The organism is Staphylococcus sp. 11262D007BW (genome assembly GCF_053547815.1).
In genome coordinates, this window is sequence record NZ_JBPWPJ010000001.1 from 1,371,066 (window position 1) to 1,390,381 (window position 19,316).

The 19,316-nt window shown below is 38.8% G+C and carries 14 protein-coding genes, 2 tRNA genes, 3 rRNA genes and 1 pseudogene; 1 reads left to right on the plus strand and 19 read right to left on the minus strand.

The genetic code is table 11. The annotated features are described in order from the left end of the window. Nucleotides 1-17: 17 nt before the first annotated feature. Nucleotides 18-1,286, plus strand: coding sequence for a threonine ammonia-lyase IlvA (gene ilvA / locus ACEE93_RS06805; protein ID WP_449155759.1), 1,269 nt, complete (start codon nt 18-20; stop codon nt 1,284-1,286). A 113-nt stretch (nt 1,287-1,399) separates the two neighbouring features. Here the strand turns inward: ilvA and rrf are convergent. The 19 genes and pseudogenes from rrf to cshA form a co-directional block, all read right to left on the minus strand. Continuing rightward, nucleotides 1,400-1,514, minus strand: a 5S ribosomal RNA gene (rrf, locus tag ACEE93_RS06810). Between the two features lie 73 nt (nt 1,515-1,587). Further along, a 23S ribosomal RNA gene (locus tag ACEE93_RS06815) occupies nt 1,588-4,509 on the minus strand. 380 nt (nt 4,510-4,889) lie between these two features. Continuing rightward, nucleotides 4,890-6,440 (minus strand): 16S ribosomal RNA (locus ACEE93_RS06820). Together the 16S, 23S and 5S rRNA genes with 2 tRNA genes alongside form the textbook arrangement of a ribosomal RNA operon. 133 nt (nt 6,441-6,573) lie before the next feature. Next, nucleotides 6,574-6,647 (minus strand) — tRNA-Gly (locus tag ACEE93_RS06825). A gap of 34 nt (nt 6,648-6,681) precedes the next feature. Further along, nucleotides 6,682-6,764, minus strand: a tRNA-Leu gene (locus tag ACEE93_RS06830). Between the two features lie 319 nt (nt 6,765-7,083). Next, nucleotides 7,084-7,536 (minus strand): annotated as a pseudogene (locus ACEE93_RS06835) (SprT family protein). Then, nucleotides 7,526-9,679: a Tex family protein gene (locus ACEE93_RS06840; RefSeq protein WP_449156067.1), complete on the minus strand. Its 2,154-nt coding sequence runs from the start codon at nt 9,677-9,679 to the stop codon at nt 7,526-7,528. The pseudogene ACEE93_RS06835 and the gene ACEE93_RS06840 overlap by 11 nt, the downstream one beginning before the upstream one ends. 121 nt (nt 9,680-9,800) lie before the next feature. Beyond that, nucleotides 9,801-10,571, minus strand: a complete 771-nt coding sequence (gene sigB / locus ACEE93_RS06845) for an RNA polymerase sigma factor SigB (RefSeq protein ID WP_449156004.1) — start codon at nt 10,569-10,571, stop codon at nt 9,801-9,803. Then, the gene (rsbW, locus tag ACEE93_RS06850) at nt 10,546-11,025 is read right to left on the minus strand and encodes an anti-sigma B factor RsbW (RefSeq protein WP_449156005.1); all 480 of its coding nucleotides are present in this window, start codon (nt 11,023-11,025) and stop codon (nt 10,546-10,548) included. Before rsbW ends, sigB begins: the two co-directional genes overlap by 26 nt. Nucleotide 11,026: 1 nt before the next feature. Then, nucleotides 11,027-11,353: an anti-sigma factor antagonist gene (locus ACEE93_RS06855; protein ID WP_449156469.1), complete on the minus strand. Its 327-nt coding sequence runs from the start codon at nt 11,351-11,353 to the stop codon at nt 11,027-11,029. A gap of 77 nt (nt 11,354-11,430) precedes the next feature. Continuing rightward, the gene (locus ACEE93_RS06860) at nt 11,431-12,435 is read right to left on the minus strand and encodes a PP2C family protein-serine/threonine phosphatase (RefSeq protein ID WP_449156007.1); all 1,005 of its coding nucleotides are present in this window, start codon (nt 12,433-12,435) and stop codon (nt 11,431-11,433) included. A gap of 294 nt (nt 12,436-12,729) precedes the next feature. After that, the gene (locus ACEE93_RS06865) at nt 12,730-13,101 is read right to left on the minus strand and encodes a type II toxin-antitoxin system PemK/MazF family toxin (protein WP_449156008.1); all 372 of its coding nucleotides are present in this window, start codon (nt 13,099-13,101) and stop codon (nt 12,730-12,732) included. Beyond that, nucleotides 13,102-13,269, minus strand: a complete 168-nt coding sequence (gene mazE, locus ACEE93_RS06870) for a type II toxin-antitoxin system antitoxin MazE (protein WP_449156009.1) — start codon at nt 13,267-13,269, stop codon at nt 13,102-13,104. Between the two features lie 81 nt (nt 13,270-13,350). After that, nucleotides 13,351-14,499 (minus strand): alanine racemase, encoded by a 1,149-nt coding sequence (alr, locus tag ACEE93_RS06875; RefSeq protein WP_449156470.1) that lies wholly within the window; start codon nt 14,497-14,499, stop codon nt 13,351-13,353. 94 nt (nt 14,500-14,593) lie between these two features. After that, a complete protein-coding gene (acpS, locus tag ACEE93_RS06880) occupies nt 14,594-14,947 on the minus strand; it encodes a holo-ACP synthase (RefSeq protein ID WP_449156011.1) in 354 nt (117 codons plus the stop codon). Beyond that, a complete protein-coding gene (locus ACEE93_RS06885) occupies nt 14,944-15,486 on the minus strand; it encodes a PH domain-containing protein (RefSeq protein WP_449156012.1) in 543 nt (180 codons plus the stop codon). The genes acpS and ACEE93_RS06885 overlap by 4 nt, the downstream gene beginning before the upstream one ends. Further along, nucleotides 15,479-16,987: a PH domain-containing protein gene (locus ACEE93_RS06890; RefSeq protein ID WP_449156013.1), complete on the minus strand. Its 1,509-nt coding sequence runs from the start codon at nt 16,985-16,987 to the stop codon at nt 15,479-15,481. Before ACEE93_RS06890 ends, ACEE93_RS06885 begins: the two co-directional genes overlap by 8 nt. Continuing rightward, nucleotides 16,980-17,585, minus strand: coding sequence for a PH domain-containing protein (locus tag ACEE93_RS06895; protein ID WP_449156471.1), 606 nt, complete (start codon nt 17,583-17,585; stop codon nt 16,980-16,982). The genes ACEE93_RS06890 and ACEE93_RS06895 overlap by 8 nt, the downstream gene beginning before the upstream one ends. A 48-nt stretch (nt 17,586-17,633) precedes the next feature. Next, entirely contained in the window at nt 17,634-19,115 is a 1,482-nt protein-coding gene (cshA, locus tag ACEE93_RS06900; RefSeq protein WP_449156015.1) for a degradosome RNA helicase CshA, read from the minus strand. Between the last annotated feature and the right edge of the window lie 201 nt (nt 19,116-19,316).

Below are 19,316 nucleotides of genomic sequence, written 5' to 3' on the forward strand. Positions count from 1 at the left end.
AACGAGGAGTGAATACTATGGCTGTAGAAAAACAAACAGTAACAGCTCAAGACGTAGATGATGCCTTTTTACGTCTTAACCAAACTGTCAAAGAAACACCACTTGAAAAAGATCATTATCTTTCTCAAAAATATGAATGTAATGTTTATTTAAAACGCGAAGATCTTCAATGGGTACGCTCATTTAAGTTGCGTGGCGCATACAATGCGATCTCTGTGTTACCTAGAGAGCAACAACAAAAAGGGATAACATGTGCAAGTGCAGGTAATCATGCCCAAGGTGTCGCATTTACTGCCCAACAATTGAACTTAAAAGCTGTCATTTTTATGCCAGTCACTACCCCTAATCAAAAAATTAATCAAGTTCGATTTTTCGGAGGCTCTAATGTGGATATACAATTAATTGGCGACACGTTCGACGATTGTTTAAAAGAAGCATTAGCCTATACCACATCGCATAATATGACTTTTATTGATCCATTTAATAACATTCATACAATTGCAGGCCAAGGTACAGTAGCAAAAGAAATTTTAGAAACAGCCCATGAATCACAAATTACTTTTGATTACGTCTTTGGGGCAATTGGTGGTGGCGGGTTGATGTCTGGTATCGCAACATACTTTGCCGAACATGCCCCACAAACTCAACTGATTGGTGTAGAACCATTAGGCGCAAGTAGTATGTTTGAATCAGTCAGTCAAAACAAAGTGGTTACCCTACAAAATATTGATAAATTTGTAGATGGTGCCTCTGTTGCACGTGTGGGAGACATCACATTCAATATTTGCAAAAACTTATTACATCACTACTTACAGATAGATGAAGGTGCAGTGTGTTCAACCATTCTTGATATGTATTCTAAACAAGCCATTGTAGCAGAACCTGCAGGCGCGTTAAGTGTCAGTGCACTCGAACAATTTAAACAACATATTAAAGGAAAAAATGTCGTTTGTATCATTAGTGGTGGTAACAATGATATTAATCGAATGAAAGAAATTGAAGAGCGCTCATTGTTATTTGAAGAAATGAAACACTACTTTATTCTAAATTTCCCACAGCGCCCTGGCGCTCTGAGACAATTTGTTAATGAAGTATTAGGTCCTCAAGATGACATTACTAAATTTGAATACTTGAAAAAGACGTCACAAAACACGGGGACAGTCATCATCGGCATTCAACTCCAAAATCATGAAGACCGTAGTGCCCTATTACAACGAGTTAGTCAATTTGATCCTAAAAATATTTATATTAATGAAAACAAAATGCTGTATTCATTACTCATTTAAACAAAAAAACTACATTAAGTTTACCATCGCTGAATGTAGGTTTTTAACCTTCAATAATAACTAAAAAAACGATAGCTACTTTCATTATATGAAAGCAACTATCGTTTAACTCTACCTGGCGCCGTCCTACTCTTGCGGAACGTCAGTCCGACTACCATCGGCGCTAAAGAGCTTAACTTCTGTGTTCGGCATGGGAACAGGTGTGACCTCTTTGCCATTGGCACCAGATAAACTTGAATGTATTATACATTCAAAACTAGATAGTAAGTAGATTTTCAAGCAATCGCCTGAGTTATTAAAATTGATTAAGTCTTCGATCGATTAGTATTCGTCAGCTCCACGTATCGCTACGCTTCCACCTCGAACCTATTAACCTCATCATCTTTGAGGGATCTTATAACCGAAGTTGGGAAATCTCATCTCGAGGGGGGCTTCATGCTTAGATGCTTTCAGCACTTATCCCGTCCATACATAGCTACCCAGCTATGCCGTTGGCACGACAACTGGTACACCAGAGGTATGTCCATCCCGGTCCTCTCGTACTAAGGACAGCTCCTCTCAAATTTCCTACGCCCACGACGGATAGGGACCGAACTGTCTCACGACGTTCTGAACCCAGCTCGCGTACCGCTTTAATGGGCGAACAGCCCAACCCTTGGGACCGACTACAGCCCCAGGATGCGATGAGCCGACATCGAGGTGCCAAACCTCCCCGTCGATGTGAACTCTTGGGGGAGATAAGCCTGTTATCCCCGGGGTAGCTTTTATCCGTTGAGCGATGGCCCTTCCATGCGGAACCACCGGATCACTAAGTCCGTCTTTCGACCCTGCTCGACTTGTAGGTCTCGCAGTCAAGCTCCCTTATGCCTTTACACTCTTTGAATGATTTCCAACCATTCTGAGGGAACCTTTGAGCGCCTCCGTTACACTTTAGGAGGCGACCGCCCCAGTCAAACTGCCCGCCTGACACTGTCTTCCAGCACGATCAGTGCTGCGAGTTAGAAATCCAATACAATTAGGGTAGTATCCCACCAATGCCTCCACGTAAGCTAGCGCTCACGCTTCTAAGGCTCCTACCTATCCTGTACAAACTGTACCGAATTTCAATATCAGGCTACAGTAAAGCTCCACGGGGTCTTTCCGTCCTGTCGCGGGTAACCGGCATCTTCACCGGTACTATGATTTCACCGAGTCTCTCGTTGAGACAGTGCCCAAATCGTTACGCCTTTCGTGCGGGTCGGAACTTACCCGACAAGGAATTTCGCTACCTTAGGACCGTTATAGTTACGGCCGCCGTTTACTGGGGCTTCGATTCGTGGCTTCGCAGAAGCTAACCACTCCTCTTAACCTTCCAGCACCGGGCAGGCGTCAGCCCCTATACATCACCTTACGGTTTAGCAGAGACCTGTGTTTTTGATAAACAGTCGCTTGGGCCTATTCACTGCGGCTCTTCGGAGCGTGAACCCCAAAGAGCACCCCTTCTCCCGAAGTTACGGGGTCATTTTGCCGAGTTCCTTAACGAGAGTTCGCTCGCTCACCTTAGAATTCTCATCTTGACTACCTGTGTCGGTTTGCGGTACGGGCACCAAATATCTAGCTAGAGGCTTTTCTCGGCAGTGTGAAATCAACGACTCGAGGAAACAATTTCCTCTCCCCATCACAGCCTGACCTTATGAGTGCCGGATTTGCCTAACACTCAGTCTCACTGCTTGGACGTGCACTCCAACAGCACGCTTCGCCTATCCTACTGCGTCCCCCCATCGCTTAAAACGATTGTTGGTGGTACAGGAATATCAACCTGTTATCCATCGCCTACGCCTATCGGCCTCAGCTTAGGACCCGACTAACCCAGAGCGGACGAGCCTTCCTCTGGAAACCTTAGTCAATCGGTGGACGGGATTCTCACCCGTCTTTCGCTACTCACACCGGCATTCTCACTTCTAAGCGCTCCACATGTCCTTGCGATCATGCTTCACCGCCCTTAGAACGCTCTCCTACCATTGTCCAAAGGACAATCCACAGCTTCGGTAATATGTTTAGCCCCGGTACATTTTCGGCGCAGTGTCACTCGACTAGTGAGCTATTACGCACTCTTTAAATGATGGCTGCTTCTAAGCCAACATCCTAGTTGTCTGGGCAACGCCACATCCTTTTCCACTTAACATATATTTTGGGACCTTAGCTGGTGGTCTGGGCTGTTTCCCTTTCGAACATGGATCTTATCACCCACGTTCTGACTCCCAAGTTAAATTATTTGGCATTCGGAGTTTGTCTGAATTCGGTAACCCGAGAGGGGCCCCTCGTCCAAACAGTGCTCTACCTCCAATAATCATCACTTGAGGCTAGCCCTAAAGCTATTTCGGAGAGAACCAGCTATCTCCAAGTTCGATTGGAATTTCTCCGCTACCCTCAGTTCATCCGCTCACTTTTCAACGTAAGTCGGTTCGGTCCTCCATTCAGTGTTACCTGAACTTCAACCTGACCAAGGGTAGATCACCTGGTTTCGGGTCTACGACCAAATACTCATTCGCCCTATTCAGACTCGCTTTCGCTACGGCTCCACATTTCCTGCTTAACCTTGCATCAGATCGTAACTCGCCGGTTCATTCTACAAAAGGCACGCCATCACCCATTAACGGGCTCTGACTACTTGTAAGCACACGGTTTCAAGTTCTCTTTCACTCCCCTTCCGGGGTACTTTTCACCTTTCCCTCACGGTACTGGTTCACTATCGGTCACTAGAGAGTATTTAGCCTTGGGAGATGGTCCTCCCAGATTCCGACGGAATTTCACGTGCTCCGTCGTACTCAGGATCCACTCAAGAGAGAATCAGCTTTCGACTACAGGATTGTTACCTTCTTTGATTAACCTTTCCAGGTTATTCGTCTAACTCATTCTTTTGTAACTCCATAAGAGTGTCCTACAACCCCAACAAGCAAGCTTGTTGGTTTGGGCTCTTCCCGTTTCGCTCGCCGCTACTCAGGGAATCGATTTTTCTTTCTCTTCCTCCGGGTACTAAGATGTTTCAGTTCTCCGGGTCTACCTTCTCATGTGCTATGAATTCACACATGGATAACACGACATGACTCGTGCTGGGTTTCCCCATTCGGAAATCTCTGGATCACAGCTTACTTACAGCTCCCCAAAGCATATCGTCGTTAGTAACGTCCTTCTTCGGCTTCTAGTGCCAAGGCATTCACCGTGCGCCCTTAATAACTTAATCTAGACGTTCTGATAAACGCTTGCATTCTGCTTCATCATTTCACAATCACTCAGTTACTTACGCGTAGTAAGCGCCTTCGTTCTTGTTCATGATTCATAGACTGACAAACGTTTTCATTCACGTCTATCACTTCTATTACAGAACACTCGTTATCATCACCAGTTATTAATTATGTGAGTCGTTTTTCAACGACTAGCGATAATTGTTTGTTTCAAGCGTTCGCTTGTAACTCGGTTTTTGCTTGGTAAAATCTATACTTACTTATCTAGTTTTCAATGTACAATCATGAATCCTCATTAATATGAGCATTCAAAACTGAATACAATATGTCACGTTAATCCGTTTATCACCTGAAGGTGATATTCCGTATATATCCTTAGAAAGGAGGTGATCCAGCCGCACCTTCCGATACGGCTACCTTGTTACGACTTCACCCCAATCATTTGTCCCACCTTCGACGGCTAGCTCCAAATGGTTACTCCACCGGCTTCGGGTGTTACAAACTCTCGTGGTGTGACGGGCGGTGTGTACAAGACCCGGGAACGTATTCACCGTAGCATGCTGATCTACGATTACTAGCGATTCCAGCTTCATGTAGTCGAGTTGCAGACTACAATCCGAACTGAGAACAACTTTATGGGATTTGCTTGACCTCGCGGTTTCGCTACCCTTTGTATTGTCCATTGTAGCACGTGTGTAGCCCAAATCATAAGGGGCATGATGATTTGACGTCATCCCCACCTTCCTCCGGTTTGTCACCGGCAGTCAACCTAGAGTGCCCAACTTAATGATGGCAACTAAGTTTAAGGGTTGCGCTCGTTGCGGGACTTAACCCAACATCTCACGACACGAGCTGACGACAACCATGCACCACCTGTCACTTTGTCCTCCGAAGAGGAAAACTCTATCTCTAGAGCGATCAAAGGATGTCAAGATTTGGTAAGGTTCTTCGCGTTGCTTCGAATTAAACCACATGCTCCACCGCTTGTGCGGGTCCCCGTCAATTCCTTTGAGTTTCAGTCTTGCGACCGTACTCCCCAGGCGGAGTGCTTAATGCGTTAGCTGCAGCACTAAGGGGCGGAAACCCCCTAACACTTAGCACTCATCGTTTACGGCGTGGACTACCAGGGTATCTAATCCTGTTTGATCCCCACGCTTTCGCACATCAGCGTCAGTTGCAGACCAGAAAGCCGCCTTCGCCACTGGTGTTCCTCCATATCTCTGCGCATTTCACCGCTACACATGGAATTCCACTTTCCTCTTCTGCACTCAAGTTTTCCAGTTTCCAATGACCCTCCACGGTTGAGCCGTGGGCTTTCACATCAGACTTAAAAAACCGCCTACGCGCGCTTTACGCCCAATAATTCCGGATAACGCTTGCCACCTACGTATTACCGCGGCTGCTGGCACGTAGTTAGCCGTGGCTTTCTGGTTAGGTACCGTCAAGAAGTGCACAGTTACTTACACATTTGTTCTTCCCTAACAACAGAGCTTTACGATCCGAAGACCTTCATCACTCACGCGGCGTTGCTCCGTCAGACTTTCGTCCATTGCGGAAGATTCCCTACTGCTGCCTCCCGTAGGAGTCTGGACCGTGTCTCAGTTCCAGTGTGGCCGATCACCCTCTCAGGTCGGCTACGCATCGTTGCCTTGGTAAGCCGTTACCTTACCAACTAGCTAATGCGGCGCGGGTCCATCTATAAGTGACAGCAAGACCGTCTTTCACTGTAGAACCATGCGGTTCAACATGTTATCCGGCATTAGCCCCGGTTTCCCGGAGTTATTCCAGTCTTATAGGTAGGTTACCCACGTGTTACTCACCCGTCCGCCGCTAACGTCAAAGGAGCAAGCTCCTCGTCAGTTCGCTCGACTTGCATGTATTAGGCACGCCGCCAGCGTTCATCCTGAGCCAGGATCAAACTCTCCATATTAGAGTAAGCTTGATTTAGCTCGTTGATTGATTAAGTCAATCACACTTTAGTGTTTCAACACTATTTTATCGGAATTAACGTTGACATATTGTCATTCAGTTTTCAATGTTCATTAATAATAACTCTCAAATAATGGAGCGGGTGATGGGAATCGAACCCACAACATCAGCTTGGAAGGCTGAGGTTTTGCCATTAAACTACACCCGCTTGATTGTAATTAAAATATATATTTGATGGTTGATGCGGCCGAGAGGACTTGAACCTCCACGGGATCTCTCCCACTAGGCCCTCAACCTAGCGCGTCTGCCATTCCGCCACGACCGCTTAGGCGATTACAACAATAAGTATTGTATCATGTGCTTTAAGCGAAGTCAACAATAATTTAAATATTTTTTAATGTTTGTAATCATTTCTTAATAATTAATCAATTCGATGTTATCTATATTACTATTTGTGTTAAGAGATGTCAACACTTTATTTAAGTTTTTTATATCGGTTCTTGTTTCAACGAAGCGACTTTTAGAATTATACATAGATTGTTTTACTTTGTCAACGATAAGTTTGTAATTTGTTTGAAATGAATTATAAAACATTCAAAAAGTCAGGACATAACATAATCTATATGCCCTGACTTTGACACCTTTTAATATTTATGAGTCATATGCAGAACGCCATGACACTTTCCACACCTTAACTTTTGAGTATTTACACGACGTATACGCTGATATTGTTGACCACAAGCAGTACAACGATAAAGATAACGAACACGTTGATGATAGTTTTTTACAGGATCGCAATAACGAGGCGCACCTACTTGATGACTTAATCATTTAAAATCCTGATCTTTGTGCTGATAACCTTTCCCCTCTAGATGTAAAAAATAATGACATAGCTCATGTTTTATAATACGTATTATCGCCTCTTTACCATATATCTCATATTGCTTCGGATTTATTTCGATATGGTGTGTTTTCAACATGTATCTTCCACCTGTTGTGCTTAAACGATGATTAAAATAGGCCTGATGTTGAAAAGATTTACCAAACACTTCTTTAGCAATACGTTCTGTTAAGTGTTGTAGTGCTTTATTTTTCATTTGGATTAATCATTGTTAAAGCAACTTTTTCTTTTTCTTTATCAATTTCATGTACCCATACGTCCACAATATCTCCTACTTTAACAATATCCATTGGGTGTTTAACAAATTGCTTCGCCAGTTTTGAAATATGCACTAACCCGTCTTGTTTAACACCAATATCTACAAATGCACCAAAATCAACGACATTTCGAACAGTACCAGTTAATTTCATACCTGCAGATAAATCATCAATAGATAACACATCTGATTTAAGTTCAGGTGTTTGATACTCATCTCTTGGATCTCGATTAGGTAAAATAAGTGCTTTAATAATGTCTTCTAATGTCGGTATACCCACATTTAACTCGTGGGCATAGGTAGAGATAGATAACGATTTCAGTTTATCTTTCATTATGTCAGAACCTAATTCATGAACAGGTAAGTCTAATGCTTTTAATAGTTCATAAGTTACCCCATAACTTTCTGGATGAATGGCTGTGTTATCTAATGGTTCAGTGCCATTTACGATTCTCATAAATCCAATTGATTGTTCAAATGTCTTTTGGCCTAAACGTTTTACTTTTTGAATGTCTGTATGATGTGTAAATAAACCGTTTTCCTCACGATAATTGACAATATTATTTGCGATTTGTTTTGAAAGCCCAGATACGTGTTGTAGTAATGTAGTAGAAGCTGTATTTACGTTAACGCCTACCTGGTTCACTACTGTTTCCACGACGAAGTCTAATGCATTCGTCAACGCTTTTTGATTAACATCATGCTGGTATTGTCCTACTCCTATAGATTTAGGGTCGATTTTTACGAGCTCACTTAAAGGATCCTGTACGCGTCGACCAATTGACACGGCACTTCGCTCTTCAACTTGAAAGTCTGGGAATTCTTGACGTGCAATTTCAGAAGCTGAATAAACTGAAGCCCCCGCTTCATTGACTATGATAAATTGCGCTTGTAGCTGATAGTCTTGAATCATTTGAGCTACAAATTGTTCTGTTTCTCTACTTGCTGTCCCGTTACCGATCGCTACCAGTTCAATATCATGTTTTTTAACCATATCGACAAAACGTTTAGCCGCTTCTTCTTTTTTTGAAATCGGTGGATGTGGGTAAATAACAGTTTTATCAAGAAACGTGCCAACTGGATTAATTGCAGCTAATTTACAACCTGTTCGAAAAGCTGGGTCAACACCTAAAACGCGTTTACCTTTTAAAGGAGGTTGTAATAATAGACTTTTTAAGTTTTCACTAAATACAGTAATTGCTTGTTCTTCAGCACCTTGTGTTAATTCATGGCGTATTTCACGCTCAATTGAAGGAAAGATAAGTCGCTTCATCGCATCTTCAATAGCTTGGTGAACTACCTCTGATAATGCATTCTGGTGGCGTACTTCTTTTTTAGTAAGAAATTGAATTAAAGCTTCTTTATCTGTATCCACTTTAACGGTTAATACTTTTTCTTTTTCACCACGGTTAATGGCTAAAATACGATGATTGGCAATATGACGAATCGATTCTTCGTATTCATAATACATTTCATATGTTTTCTTTTCGTCTTCTGCTTTTTTACGTTTTTGAGTTAAAATCGTTCCATTTTTCATAGTCTTATCAAGGATATATTTCCGATATTGTGGTTGGTCTGCAATCTTTTCAGCTATTATATCTTGAGCGCCTTGCATCGCCTCATCTACTGTTTTAACTTCGTCGTTTATATACTTCTTACTTTGTTCTTCTAAAGAAGTTGTCATCTCTTGAGCATAAATCCATTCAGCTAATGCGTCTAATCCTTTTCTTTTAGCTTCTGTTGCTCTTGTTTTTTTCTTTTGTTTATATGGACGGTATAAATCCTCGACACGTTGCAGTTTCGTTTGTGCTAAAATATCTTTTTTTAATGCTTCAGTGAGCAAACCTTGTTCTTCAATTTTATGTATTACTTCATCTTTTCTGTTTTGAAGCTGTACCATATATTGATATTCATCCGAGATCGTCTTAATTTCTACTTCGTCTAGCCCACCTGTTGCTTCTTTTCGATATCTAGCAATAAAAGGTACTGTATTATTATCTTCTAAGAGGTTTAACACTGCTTCTATTTGTTTTTTAGTATACTGATATGTTTGTTGAATTGTTTGAATCAATGAATCTTCCACTCTAGTCACCACTTTCTTTTCTACTTCAGTTATTACTTTAATATGAGATGGCATCAAATAAAATCGCCTTTCCTAAAGATTGCTTCAACATTTACTTTAGAAAAGGCGGTTGTGATACATATTATTGTTTTGCTGCTTCTTGCAATTTACGTATAGCTGTACGTTGTAATCTGGAAACATGCATTTGACTTAATCCTATGCGTTCACCAGTTTCTTTTTGACTTAAGCCATCAATAAATGTGCATTGAATGATTTCACGTTCCCTTTCAGATAAAATGGGTAAAATACGTTCTAAAATCATTCGTTTTTCTGTTAAATCGTAATTATCATCTTGAGTTCCCATAATATCAAGGAGTGTTACGGTTGAGCCATCTTTATCTGCTTCAATAGAATGGTCCACACTTAGCGCATTATAGCTTTGACCCATTTCCATTGCCTCTAAAACATCTTCATCTGATACTTCAAGTCGCTCAGCAATTTCATGTATAGATGGAGAGCGCTCTAACTCATTGGTTAACTCGTCACTTACTTTTTTAATTCTAGGTCCGATTTCTTTGATCCGTCTTGGTACATGAACACTCCATGTTTTATCACGTAAATAACGCTTTATTTCGCCTATAACAGTAGGTACCAAGAAGGCTTCAAATTTTCGATCATATGATAAATCAAATCGATTAATCGCACCAATCAGACCGACCATACCTACTTGCACTAAATCTTCATGATGCGATTGACCTTTTGAATACTTATAAGCAAGTGATTCAATCAACTTCTCATAATGTTTAACTAATCTCTCTTGTGCTTCTTCATCATGTTCTTGTTGGTGTAATGTAATCCACTCATTAATTTGTTCAGGTGAAACGTTTTTAACCGATTTCTGCTCTTTCGTCATTGTTTGGCACCTGCTCTTTTCTGATATACTTAATCATACTAATTGTCACGCCTGTATCTTTGTCTACGGTTACTTCATCCATTAAAGATTCTATTAAAAATAACCCTAACCCACCTTCTCTTAAAAAGTCAACATTTTCGTTGTCTTGATAAGGTCCAAGGTTAGCTTTTGTTTCTTGATAATCAAAACTTTCACCTTTGTCTGATACAGTAATTTTAATATAGTCGTTAAACATCTCAAAAACAACATTAATAAATCCTTTTTCTTCTTTATCTTTGTAGGCATGCTTTACCGCGTTTGTGACCGCTTCACTCACCGCAATTTTAGCATCTTCAATATCATTATAAGATGCACCTACTTGAGAAAAGACACCTGATAATGTTAAGCGAATTAAACTGACATATTGTGCTGCTGCTGGAACTTTCATTTCAACACACTCATTAGGTTGTGTCATATTATTCAACCTCCGATCCTTCATTAACATGCATTAATTCACTTAAACCTGTGATTTCAAACAAACGTTTAATGCGTGCATTTGTACCTAATATATATAATTCTCGATTATGTTGATTTAATGCTTTCAATGTACCAACAAACAATCCTAAACCTGTAGAGTCCATATAGGTTAAATTTTCAAGATTGACATATATATCGTGACTGCCCTCTTGTCTCATTGGTATTAAAATACTTTCAAGTTGTGGTACAGTCGCTACATCTAATTCGCCTTCAACTTTTATTTCATAGCAGGATTCTAATTCTCGTGTTTCAATATTAAGGTTCATGATTTGTTCCACTCCTACATTTATCCTTTACTAACCAAATTTACCCTTTTTAAGTCGTTTTAATCTCAATTTCAGTACTAATCTACTCTTTTTATAATTAATATCGTAAGATCATCACGCTTACTATTCCCTTGCAACCTTAATAACTCTTCATATAACAGTTGCACAATATCTTGAGGATGTAAATCTTTATATGATGAAATGAAATCAAATAAATAGTTTGTATCGATAAATTCACCATCTTGATTCCGAACTTCTGTTACACCATCTGTAAAAATAATAATCATATCGTCAATATGAATTTTGATTTCTTCTTGTTGATATCGCATATGAGGACTAACCCCTAACACACGACCTCTTACTTTGATTTCTTCAAACTCATCTGTTTCGGCACGATAAATATATCCTGGTTCATGACCCGCTGAACTACAATACAATACATGATTTAAATCTTCGTAAAGTCCATAAAACATCGTCACAAACATGTTTTGATTGACGTTTTTCTCAACAACACGATTCAATCGTTTCAATCCATCATTAGGCAATTGAGAATGTCCATACGAATCCATACCAAATTTAATCATACTCATGGCAAGCGCAGCAGGAATGCCTTTACCAATGACATCTGCTACAGCAAAACTCATCGTTCCATCTTTATGATCAATTAAATTAAAATAATCACCACTCACCCGATGTGCCGCCACTGAAATAACCCCGATTTGAATGCTATCAAACTGAGGAATATCCGTTTTAAGCATAGTTTGTTGTAATTGAGAAGCCACATCCATCTCTTTTTCATGCACTTGCATACGATCCACAAGCCGCTTATAGTCTGAATAATTATATCCAAACTGTTGTACGACAGCTTCTAACCAATCCATACTTAAATTCAATTGCTCATCAGTTAAATGGTGTTGTTGTAAATACATTTTATGTAATTTAATAATACGTTCGGGTGGTATCGCTTCTGAACTACTTACCTCGGGAAAATTACTTAAATATTCCGAAAGCAGTTTAGAATCATTCGCTTGAAGCAATGCGTCTAATTTATTAAAGTATAATGACTCTAAATCTTGAGACATAACATGGCCTCCCTTTACTCAATTAAACAGCAGGACGTGGTGCACTATCAAAAACAAAGATGCTTAAAGGGAAAAGATCAGTATATTTGATTGTGACGCTTCCTTCCTACTAAAAATAAAGTGACCCAGTTTCTAAAAAGCATGTGACACGCACTTTTAGAAACCGGTCACTTTTGAAGTTTTCATTTATAGTAATGCTATTGTGTTAATGTGAGACCATATTCCCATTCACATTAAATACACCCCATAATGACACTACTAAATGAATAACCTTAAACATATTCCCATCAATAATCACTTCGCATGTTGATCTTTTCTGTGATGTTGCATATGTAAACCTAAACTGATACCGAGAGCATTATTAACTTCTCTCATTTTTTTATCAGATAGGTAGGTTAATTTTTCTTTAAGTCGTTTTTTGTCGACGGTTCTAATTTGTTCTAATAAGATAACTGAATCTTTATCCAGTTTATATTTGTGTTTTTCAATTTCAACATGTGTTGGTATCTTAGCTTTGTTAATTCTGCCCGTTATCGCTGCGACGATAACTGTCGGGCTATATTTATTTCCAGTGTCATTTTGGATAATGACGACGGGTCTTACTCCCCCTTGTTCAGACCCTTGCACCGGAGATAAATCCGCTAGATAAACGTCTCCTCGCTTCATCTAGTCGTCCTTATAATTGCTTAAATGTGATTCATTGCAATCACATGCTTCACATTCCACCGAATAGGCTTCAGTTGCTAGGGAGAGATTTAAATCTGCCATTTGTAAGTAACCTTCTTTTAATGACTGTTCCAATGTTTTAACTCTTGTTTGATTGAACGTTGACATAACTAGGACCTCCAAACCAATACAACACAAAAATTCTCTAATTAATAATCATGATAACAAAATTTATTTCATTTAACCATACTATTTTAACAATTCATTCCATATTTCAGTTTTTTGTCCTAAGTGATAATTTCTTGGTATTCTACGCCCAAAATTACATAATACTTCATAATTGATAGTTTGTTGCTTTTCAGCAATGGCTTCTAATGATTGAGGATGGTGCGATGCGCGTTCTAAAATAACGGCGGAATCCCCTAATTTTACAGTAGATGGGACTTGAACAGCAATTTGATCCATACTCACACGACCAACGACTTCACACTGTTCACCATTAATACTGACGTGAGCGCCTTGCATACATCTTAAATAACCATCCGCATAGCCAATTGGTAATAAAGCAATATACATATCTTCTTTAGCTTTATATGTTTCGCCGTAACCAATGACTTCACCTTTTTTCAGTGATTTCACTTGCATCACTTCTGTGGTTAACTGAACGGATGGATATAACTGCGCTGTCTCTTTTTGTTCAATAAATGGTGATGGGTAATACCCATATAATGCAATTCCTGAACGGAACGCATTGCATAAAGCCGGATCAAAACGAAGTGAACCAGCAGAATTTTGGATATGAACATAATCAGGACGTTCAGCTTCTTTTACAATTGCTTCAAATATTTCGTATTGTTTTTGAGCTGAATCATTTTCTTCATCAGCAGAAGAAAAATGAGAAAACGCACCTTCAAATATTAAGTTTGGATGCGCATGAATCATTTCAATCATTTCTCGGTAAGTTTGTACATCCTTAATGCCAAGACGGTTCATTCCTGTATCTATTTTGATATGTAACCAAACGGATTTACTTGTATCTTCATCAATATAACGAATTGTTTCTTCTAACCATTCTTTTGATGGGGCTGCAATAGCCACACGGTGTTGAATGGCTTTATTAATTGCATAAGGTGGTATGCTCGACAAAATCAATATTTTTTCGCGAATACCATACATTCTTAATTCTATCGCTTCATCTAAAGTAGCGACACAGAAAAATTCTGCCCCTAATGATTTTAAATGATTCGCTATGGCAACACTACCTAAACCATAAGCATTCGCTTTTACAACTGCCATTAATGTTTTATTAGCATGTAATGTGCTTAATGCTTTGTAGTTTTCAGTAATTGCTTCTAAATCTATATTTAAAACGGTGGGTCGATAGTATTTACCTGCCATATATCTTTCTCACTCCTCAAATGTATCTCATTCTAATTATAACAGGCTAAAGGATGCTACGTTAAACACAAACCATAGATGTAAGACAACTTTTTTAAGCTTTTTCTAACACTACTTGACTTGTTGCATAATGATCTGTGTGAGAAATGGAAACATGTACAGTAAAACCTTCAAATTGAATATATGGACGGCCGTTTGCATCATTTTCACAATGGATGTCTTGAAACGCAACTTCCTTACCAATACCTGTCCCTAAAGCTTTACTAAATGCTTCTTTAACAGCAAAACGACCAGCTAAAAACTCAATTTGTCGCTTTGGACTCGAAATCTGATTATATTTTTTAAATTCACTTTCAGATAAAATGCGTTGTGGGAAATGAGGTTTTCGGTTCACAATCGTTTGTAAGCGATCAATTTCAATTAAATCTATACCTATCCCGTGAATCATACGTCTTCCTCTTCTCTCTCATTGTCATTCGATAATTCTGCGATTTCATCATCTAATTTTCTATTAAATTGATCGCTAGGTACGGCACTGGTTTTTATTTTTTGCATTACTTTACTCGCTTCCATCTTATCTAACAATTTGAGTGTACGATTTCCTCCAGCACTGGATAATGTGATGGTCACTAAATCATACTTTCTCATAAAAAACCCTTCATCCATATCAATATTTTGAATACGAAAAATCGGCATTTTCGCTTGTTTAATCCATAAAAATCCTTTGCGAATGGTTATGAACTCCTCGTTATAAGCGTATCCAAAGTTAAGGTATTCGTATTTCGGTTTAATCCAGACACTAATGATGATAAAGATGATTAAAAGAACAGCAGCCACCAACGTTGAGATTCTCAAGACGCTTTGCGCAAAACCATCTACAAAGAAGCTCGTAATCAAAAGTCCGAGTACGATCAATAATCCAATCAACGCATAAATCCATGCCACTTGACGCATGACTTTTATGCCATTTTTACTCATTTTATGCATCATTCACATCTCCTTTGATGTACCAATTAAAGCAACGATGAGCTTGCTCATTTTCAGCGAACTTGAGTCCTATTTTACGATAGTCTTGACCACTTGCCACCTCAAAATGAAAGTGTCTCAATTGCGCACGTTGCATGAATGGATGGCTCATCTGATAGAATCCGATAATCTTAGAATGCTTCACGTAATCTGTTTCAAAACTAAATAACTTTACTTTTCGCACTGTAAGTTCTTGCTGAGTGATTGTCATACCACTTTGTGTCACCGCAAGCAAACTATGAATAATAGAATAGATAATAATCACGCTAATAGGAAGCCATAACCAATGAGCAATATACTGATTTAAATAATACTCTGCAACACCACCGACAACGATAAGTCCTATACACCAAAGCCAAAAACGACGATGGAATCCTCGCCATGGTAACCCTTTTTGAGCATTATAAAAAGCAGTATCTGGCACAAGCTCACTAAAGATTTTTAACGCTTCCTCTTTTTGAATAAATGGGAGTACGATGACGTTACCGTCTGTTGTATCATCTTCTAAATTGGTTTTCATATCGCTTGTCGTCACAAATTGAAAAGAAGTGTATCCAAATAAACGTTGAATAAAGGATTGTTTTTCGATAATCGATTGAACTCTAGAAAGTGGTACCGTCATATTTTTAACACTCAATAAACCATAACGCACTGTTAGTAAGTCACCATTTCGGTACAACATAAATCCAAAATAACGCACAAAATTGATTACGATACCGATTATGTAACTAATCAATAATAAAACACAAATTGTAAAAATAGTAGTGCTAATGGCGCCTCTAAACACTGTACCTACTGTGTCAAATAACGCTTCCCATGGGATTAACTCCGTCATCGAACCTAAAATAGGTCCAATAGTCAATAGTGCCACAAAAATCGCTTCGTTTGTCATAGACATTAAAATCAAATTCTTTGTAGATAAGCGAAATAGTGCTTCTGTAGGCACTTCTTCCTTCTCAACTTCCGCACTTGAAGTTACCGAGTCCGTTGGCGCATCAGTTTGCGTATGTAAAAGTTGGTTTTGTTTTGTTTGTAATGTCTCACGAATCAGTTCACTTTGTTGGCGCGTAATCGTTTCTAAATCAATACCATCACTCGGTGTCTTAACAATCAATTTGACACCCCCAACAATACGATGAACGACATCTTGTGTAGTATCAATGGACTGAATACGTCTAATATCGAGCTCCTTACGTTCATAATTAAAAATCCCTGAAGTCACAATAAAATGATCTCCTTCAATCCAATAACGCGTTCTATAGGTGATAATGGCCGATCTAATAAATCCAACAAGAAAAGCAAGGGTCACAACACCCGGTACGATATAACTCTTCCAATTTGTAAAATCAAAATCTTTCATCTGAAAAAATACAAAAATAATGATCAATATAAAGTTCTGTTTAATCACCTTAATGAGACCCGTGAAGTACGTGATGGGATGTAATTTTTGTGGATTATCCATTAACATCACCTCTTTCCAAAACATTTAAAATATCGTCTTCAAGGTGGGTGACATCACTTTCTTTTAAATAAGGCAATGTTAAAACGTTCCCTGCCGTAAATAATGTTAGAGCGCTTAACTGATGACGACGTGTTAAGGGACCACTTTGTCGAGACATAAATTGAATATGCTTAATTTTAATTACATCTAATTCTTGAAACCAAAGGCCACGTTTTACCTCAATACGTTCATCTATCACCCGATATTGTGTAAAATAAAACTCGGAAATTGGAGAAATGATACGGTAAATGAGATCAATAATGGCTAGCCCTATAAAGAGGTACAACCAAAAATGAGGCCAATGATAATAAACCGCCGCAAAAATAAATGCGCCTAATATAATAAACGTCACCAATAAATCCAGTAAATTATATTGCAATAAATAAAGTCTTGTACATAATGGACTCCTATGAAACTGCCCTTTCATTCCGCTCGACTCCTTGATTTTGTTATTGGTTATTATAGCATACAGCTTAATTATTATGGAGAGCCTCAAAAAATCTATTTTATAAAAATCCAATTGGTTCTTGCTGGAATAGAGCCATTTTACTTCATCCATAAAAAAAGAACGTAGCACATGTGTACTACATTCTCCTTAAACATCTATCTATTTTTGATGGTCTGCAAAAGTACGTCCTTTTTTCACTTTTACATCACGTTTTTGTTTGTTATTACCTTTTTTATGGTGATTTGATTTGAAATTTCGGGAAGATTTTGAATGACGTTTATTGTTACTTTTACGTCCACCTTTTTGTGAACGTGATTTACGCGCAAGTGGCTTTTCAAAAGTTAATTGAATTTCAACGTCATCATTAGATTCAACTAATTCTTGTAATAGTGCAGTCACTAAATCTTCTTGGTTATATGTCTCTAATAATTGTTTTGCGATTTTTTCAATTCGAGCTTCTTTTTCGCCTGCTACCCATTTTTCAACTTTATTTTTAATTTCATCTTCACGTGCTTTTAAAACTTCCTTACGGTATGGTGGGCGTAGTGAACGCATTTGACGGCGATTTGTTTGTTCAATTTGTCGGATATAGTCCATCTCAATCGGGTTAACAAATGTAACAGCGATACCATGCTTACCCGCACGACCTGTTCTGCCGATACGGTGAGTATAGCTTTCAGTATCTTGAGGAATATCAAAATTATATACGTGACTTACACCTGAAATATCTAGACCACGCGCTGCTACGTCAGTGGCTACTAAGATGTCTAATTGATCATTTTTAAACTTTTTAAGTACTTCTAATCGTTTAGCTTGTGTAATGTCACCATGTAATCCTTCAGCTTTATAGCCTTTTGATAATAAAGCACTTGTTAATTCATCGACACGACGTTTCGTACGTCCAAAAACAATCGCAAGTTCTGGTTGATGAACATCTAAGAAATTAGTAAATGTTTCAAACTTCTCTAATTCTTTAACAATTGTATAGTATTCATCAATTTGAGGATCAGAGATTTCATTGTTCATTGTTTTAATGATTTTTGGATCATTCATAAAGTTTTGAACAAGTTCTTGAATTGCTTTTGGCATTGTCGCTGAAAAGAGCATTGTTTGACGATTTTCAGATGGTAATTTGCTCATAATATAACGCATATCATCAATGAAGCCCATATTCATCATTTCGTCAGCTTCATCAAGGATTAATGTTTTAATATCTTGTGTTTTTAAAGTGCGTCTATTAATATGATCAATCACTCGACCTGGCGTACCAACTACAATTTGAGGGCCTTTTTTAAGCGATTTGATTTGTCTATCGATCGGCATACCACCAAAAACAGTTACAATTTGGACCTTTTGATTTCGGCTAAATTCTCTTAATTGCTCAGCCACCTGCATTGCAAGCTCTCGTGTAGGTGCTAAAATCAATGCTTGTACACCTTGCTTACCTACTACCTTCTCAATCAACGGGATACCAAAGGCGCCTGTTTTACCTGTCCCTGTTTGTGCTTGCCCGAGTATATCTACATTTTTAAGTGCATATGGGATACTGTCTTTTTGAATGGGAGTCGGCTCAGTAAATCCCATAGCCTCAAGGGTTTCTGCTGTCTTTTCAGAAACACCTAGTTCAATAAAATTTTGCAAAGTAATTCTCCTTTATCGTTCGTAATTCTATATGATTTTGTTATATAAGTTTAATCTAACTTCTACATATTACCACCTAAGTCACAATATCGCAATAAACGAGGACGATGTCACTTTAAAATCCGACTCGTTAAGTTGACTTTTAAACAGAAAAATCAACGCAACTTTTAAAAGTGAGTCTACCCTGTTTAAATCAAAAAA